A 4,556-nucleotide genomic window follows, 5' to 3' on the forward strand; every position below is an offset into this window, starting at 1 on the left:
CCGCCCCGGCGGGCGGCGCCGCGCGGCGCCCGGCCCCGGCGGCCGCGGCCACCGGCCGGACCCGCAAGGCCAGGCTGCGGGTGACCAAGGCCGACCCCTGGTCGGTCATGAAGGTCAGCTTCCTGCTGTCGCTGGCGGTCGGCGTGGTGCTGATCGTCGCGGCCGCGGTGCTGTGGATGACCCTGGACTCGCTGGGCGTCTTCGACTCGCTGACCAAGACCCTCAAGGACGTCACCGGTTCGGACACCACCGGCGGCCTCAACCTGATGGACTACGTGGGCTTCGGCAAGGTGATGAGCTTCACCGTGCTGATCGCCGTGGTGGACGTGGTGCTGCTGACCGCCCTCGCCACCCTGTCGGCGTTCATCTACAACACCGCCGCCGGCTTCACCGGCGGTGTCGAGCTGACCCTCGCCGAAGAGGACTGACGCCCGATCAGATAGGGCGGAATGAGCGGGCCCCGAAGGCTGTTGAAGCCTTCGGGGCCCTTCGGCGTTCGGGTGGCCCCGGGCTCGGGGGGCGCAGGCCCGCCGGCCTACGGGCGTTCGGGTGACGGGCGCCCGGCCCCGGCGTGCCGCCGGGTTCCGCGACAGCCGCTGTCGGCTTAGCTGGGACGCGCGGTTCGCGAGGACGCGGGCACCCGCGGCGGGTGTCCGGATTCCACGCAGGTCGCTGGCAGGTCGCAGACAAGGACAGCCGTACGGCTGATCGGAGGCGCGCAATGGCTGAGCTCGCAGGGCAGATGGTCGGTTCGCTGGAGGCCGTGCTGGGCGTTCCCGTCCCGCTACGGATCCAGGCCTGGGACGGCAGCATCGCCGGGCCGCCGGGGGCGCCGACACTGGTCCTGCGCAGCCGCCGGGCCGTGCGCCGGCTGGTCTGGCAGCCGGGCGAGCTGGGCCTGGCCCGCGCCTACGTCGCCGGGGACATCGAGATCGCCTCCGACACCGACCTGTACGAGGTGCTGTCGGCCGTCGCGCAGTTCGCCGAGCACCCCGAGATCCGGCGGCTGAACCTCGGCCTCGGCGACGCGGTCGGCCCCAAGGGCCGGGAGCTGCTGCGCACCGCCCTGCAGATCGGCGCCCTGGGCCTGCAGCCGACCCCGCCGCCGGAGGAGGCCCGGACGGTCCGGGGCAGGCTGCACAGCCGCCGCCGGGACCGCGCGGCGATCAGCCACCACTACGACGTCGGCAACGACTTCTACGGCCTCGTGCTGGGCCCCTCGATGGTGTACTCCTGCGCCTACTGGACGCCCGAGGCGAAGAGCCTGGAGGCCGCCCAGGAGGCCAAGCTCGACCTGATCTGCCGCAAGCTGGGCCTGCGTCCGGGGATGCGCCTGCTGGACGTCGGCTGCGGCTGGGGTTCGCTGCTGATCCACGCCGCCACGCACTACGGGGTGGAGGCGGTCGGGGTCTCCATCTCGGCGGAGCAGGTCGCGCTGGCCCGCAGCCGGGTCGCGGACGCCGGCCTCGGTGACCGGGTGGAGGTCCGCCTGCAGGACTACCGCGAGATCCCGGACGGCCCGTTCGACGCCATCTCCAGCGTCGGCATGGCCGAGCACGTCGGATCGGTCCAGTACCTGACCTACGCCGGCGTGCTGTACCGCCTGCTGGCCCCCGGCGGCCGCCTGCTCAACCACCAGATCTCCCGCCGGCCGCTGCCCGCCGGCGAGCACTACGAGCTGAGCCCCTTCATCCGGAAGTACGTCTTCCCCGACGGCGAGCTGGCGCCCGTGGGCTCCACCGTCTCGCTGCTGGAGGAGGCCGGCTTCGAGGTCCGGGACGTCGAGTCGCTGCGCGAGCACTACGCGCTGACGCTGCGCGAGTGGGTGGCCAACCTGGAGGCCAACTGGGGCCAGGCGGTCCGCCGGGTCGGCCGCGGCCGCGCGCGGGTCTGGCGGCTGTACATGGCAGCCTCCGCGCTGGCCTTCGAGGAGAACCGGATCGGCATCAACCAGGTGCTCGCGGTCCGCACCCCGGTCGACGGCTCCAGCGGCCTCCCGGCCACCCGCGAGCAGTGGCTCGCCCGCCCGCAGCGCCCTGAGCTGCACCTCGCCGGCGACCGCTCCGGGACGGGGTCCGGAGGGGTCGGGGATACGGATTTGGGAGATCGGCCGTCGGTCCGCTAATCTTTCAGTGCGGCAAGGGCCTATAGCTCAGACGGTTAGAGCGCTTCCCTGATAAGGAAGAGGCCACAGGTTCAAGTCCTGTTAGGCCCACCGACGAAGGCCCGGAGTGATTCTCACTCCGGGCCTTCTGCCGTTCCCGGGGTGTGTCGACCCCCGGAGCGCCACTCGGGGCCTTCGAGGACCCGGGTCGGTCGAAGGGCCCCGAGTTCCCCCGTGGGCGATCGCGCCGGGCCGCACGTGACTTCGCCGGCCGTCGCTCGTTGTGCCGGGTGCGCAGAGGCAACTTGGGTGGGACGACTCGAAACCGTTGTGAATCTGGGGATAGCCGGGCACGGGCCCGGTCATGGGATCTGTGGACGTGGCGCGACCTCTGCTCCTGCTGGCGGATGCTCCAGCCCCGCGTGCCCTGGGTGATCGGGCCGTCCACTGTCACCTTCGACCATGGAGGCATCCCCATGTCCATGGAAGCCGCCCTGTTGGAGTCGCGCACGCTGCGCGACGGCATGAGCGAGCGCGTCGACGCGCTCGACAAGGTCAAGATCCTCATCCTGCTCCCGGACGGGGTGCACGCCACCACCCGGATGGTGGCCGACTACTTCGAGGTCGGGCTCGAAGCCGTCAAGTTTCACGTGAAGGAGCACCGGGCCGAGCTCATGGGCAACGGCTATCGCGTTCTTGCTGGTCAGGAACTCAGGGAGTTTAAAGACCTGAGTGAAATCGACCCCCGCACCCCGTGGCTCGGGGTCTTCCCGCGGCGGGCCGTCCTCAACGTCGCGATGCTCCTGCGCGACAGTCCGGTGGCCCGGCAGGTGCGCAGCCACCTGCTGGACGTCGAGGGGCGGACGCGCTTCGAGCCGGCGGCGGAGCGGGAGGTGTTCCGGGCCCGGCCGCGCCGGCGGCGGCAGGATCTGCACTGGGACGAGTACGAGGCGCTGCGCGACGATCCGGCCGGCCGGGCCTGGCAGCGGAGGATCGACGGGCTGGAGCCCTTCGAGCCGCCCCTGGAGGCCGTGCCCGCCTCGCAGGGGACGGAGGAGCGGTTGGCCGGGATCGAGAGCCGGCTCGACGCGCACGGCGCCGTGATCATGGCGATGGGGGACCGGCTGCACCGGCACGGCGAGGACCTGCGGGCGGTCCGCGGTGACGTCCTGGCGATGCGGCGGGACATCGCGGAGCTGAGGCGCGCCCGGCGGCGCTGACCGTCGGGGGTGTGCGGGGCGCCGGGCGTCCCGCACACCCTGCCGGGGCCCGCCGGGAAGGGGACCCGGCCGGCCCTGGACGCGCCGGGCCCCGCCGGGTCTACTGGAGGTGAGCCGGTGGTCGGCAGCTGGAGAGGTGTGGTCGAGGTGGCGCTCTTCTGGGCGATGAGCATTCCGGGGCTGGTCTGCGCGCTGGTGCTGTTGGCCTTCGTCGACCAGCTGGCGCTGCGGGCGAAGCGTTCGCGGTGGATCCCGTGGCGCGGCACCGGCCGCGAGGGCCAGATCTCCGCCACCGGGTTCGAACAGTTGCACGCGCAGTTCGCGGCGGGCAAGGAGCACGAGCTGGAGCAGCGCAGGACGACGCTGATGCTGCGCGACGAGGAGGGCGAGGGCGCGCCGCCGCGGACGCTGGTCGACCTGGCCGGCGGCCGGGCCGTCGTGCGGGTGCCGCGGGCGGGCTGACGCCCCGCTCCGAGCCGACCCCGCGCCGTCGGCGACGGGGCGGGCCGGGGTGCGCCCGGGCCGACCGTACGACAGGAGGCACGGCGTCAATCCCACCGCCGGACCGGCCGGTTGGCCCGGTGGCGGCTGGTCACGATTGGGACACCGGTGTGTATCATCGGCCGCAAGGCGGTCTGCCACTCCGGCTGCCTGTTCGTGCTCGAAATCTCCCGGACTCGCCGTCCGGCCAATCCGGCCGGAGCCACACTGGCGCCGAGTCCGCAACGCAAGAAGGACGAGGTCCCGCGGTGAAGAAGCTTCTCCTGGTCGCCCTGGTCGCCCTCGGCGGCTTCTTTGTCTACCGTCAGGTCCAGGCGGACCGTGCCGAGCAGGATCTGTGGACCGAGGCCACCGACCCGGTGCCGGCCGGCGCGCGCTGAATCACGACGATCTCCGGGAGCGCCACCGGTGCTCCCCCGGGCCGGTCGCCCCTGCCTTGAGCCGGGGGCGACCGGGCCCGTGCACAGCGGCGGGGGATACCCGCGTGGGATTCCCCGCGGGACCCGGTACGCTAGTGCCTGACGGTGCGCACAGCGCCGTCCCGGGGCTTTAGCTCAGTTGGTAGAGCGCTGCCTTTGCAAGGCAGATGTCAGGAGTTCGAGTCTCCTAAGCTCCACGGTGTTCGACGCGAATCGGGCGCGGTCCGGTTAACAGGTGAGCGGCCGCTTGGTCGGTGGGGGGCCCCGGGGGGGGGCCCGCGGCCGCGCCGGCGGGTGGGGGCGGGGCCCGCG

At 72.8% G+C, this 4,556-nt stretch carries 5 protein-coding genes and 2 tRNA genes; all 7 read left to right on the forward strand.

Translation table 11 applies throughout. From position 1 onward, the window contains the following. The coding region (locus ACFTWP_RS08890; RefSeq protein WP_380263568.1) for a DUF3566 domain-containing protein at window positions 1–428 on the forward strand (428 nt) is incomplete at its 5' end. Between the two features lie 293 nt (window positions 429–721). Then, window positions 722–2,125 carry a class I SAM-dependent methyltransferase gene (locus ACFTWP_RS08895; RefSeq protein WP_380263569.1) on the forward strand — a complete coding sequence of 468 codons (1,404 nt, stop codon included), beginning with the start codon at window positions 722–724 and terminating at the stop codon, window positions 2,123–2,125. A gap of 16 nt (window positions 2,126–2,141) precedes the next feature. Next, a tRNA-Ile gene (locus ACFTWP_RS08900) sits at window positions 2,142–2,215 on the forward strand. Window positions 2,216–2,580: 365 nt separating this feature from the next. Beyond that, window positions 2,581–3,324 carry a hypothetical protein gene (locus ACFTWP_RS08905; protein WP_380263570.1) on the forward strand — a complete coding sequence of 248 codons (744 nt, stop codon included), beginning with the start codon at window positions 2,581–2,583 and terminating at the stop codon, window positions 3,322–3,324. A gap of 165 nt (window positions 3,325–3,489) precedes the next feature. Continuing rightward, on the forward strand, window positions 3,490–3,786 hold the full coding sequence (locus ACFTWP_RS08910; protein ID WP_380263881.1) for a DUF6191 domain-containing protein: 297 nt from the start codon (window positions 3,490–3,492) through the stop codon (window positions 3,784–3,786). Window positions 3,787–4,073: 287 nt separating this feature from the next. Next, window positions 4,074–4,205 (forward strand): DLW-39 family protein, encoded by a 132-nt coding sequence (locus ACFTWP_RS08915; protein WP_211785814.1) that lies wholly within the window; start codon window positions 4,074–4,076, stop codon window positions 4,203–4,205. Between the two features lie 163 nt (window positions 4,206–4,368). Further along, window positions 4,369–4,441, forward strand: a tRNA-Ala gene (locus ACFTWP_RS08920). Window positions 4,442–4,556 lie beyond the last annotated feature (115 nt).

Origin of the sequence: Kitasatospora sp. NPDC057015, from assembly GCF_042673745.1 — a bacterium.
Classification (GTDB): domain Bacteria; phylum Actinomycetota; class Actinomycetes; order Streptomycetales; family Streptomycetaceae; genus Kitasatospora.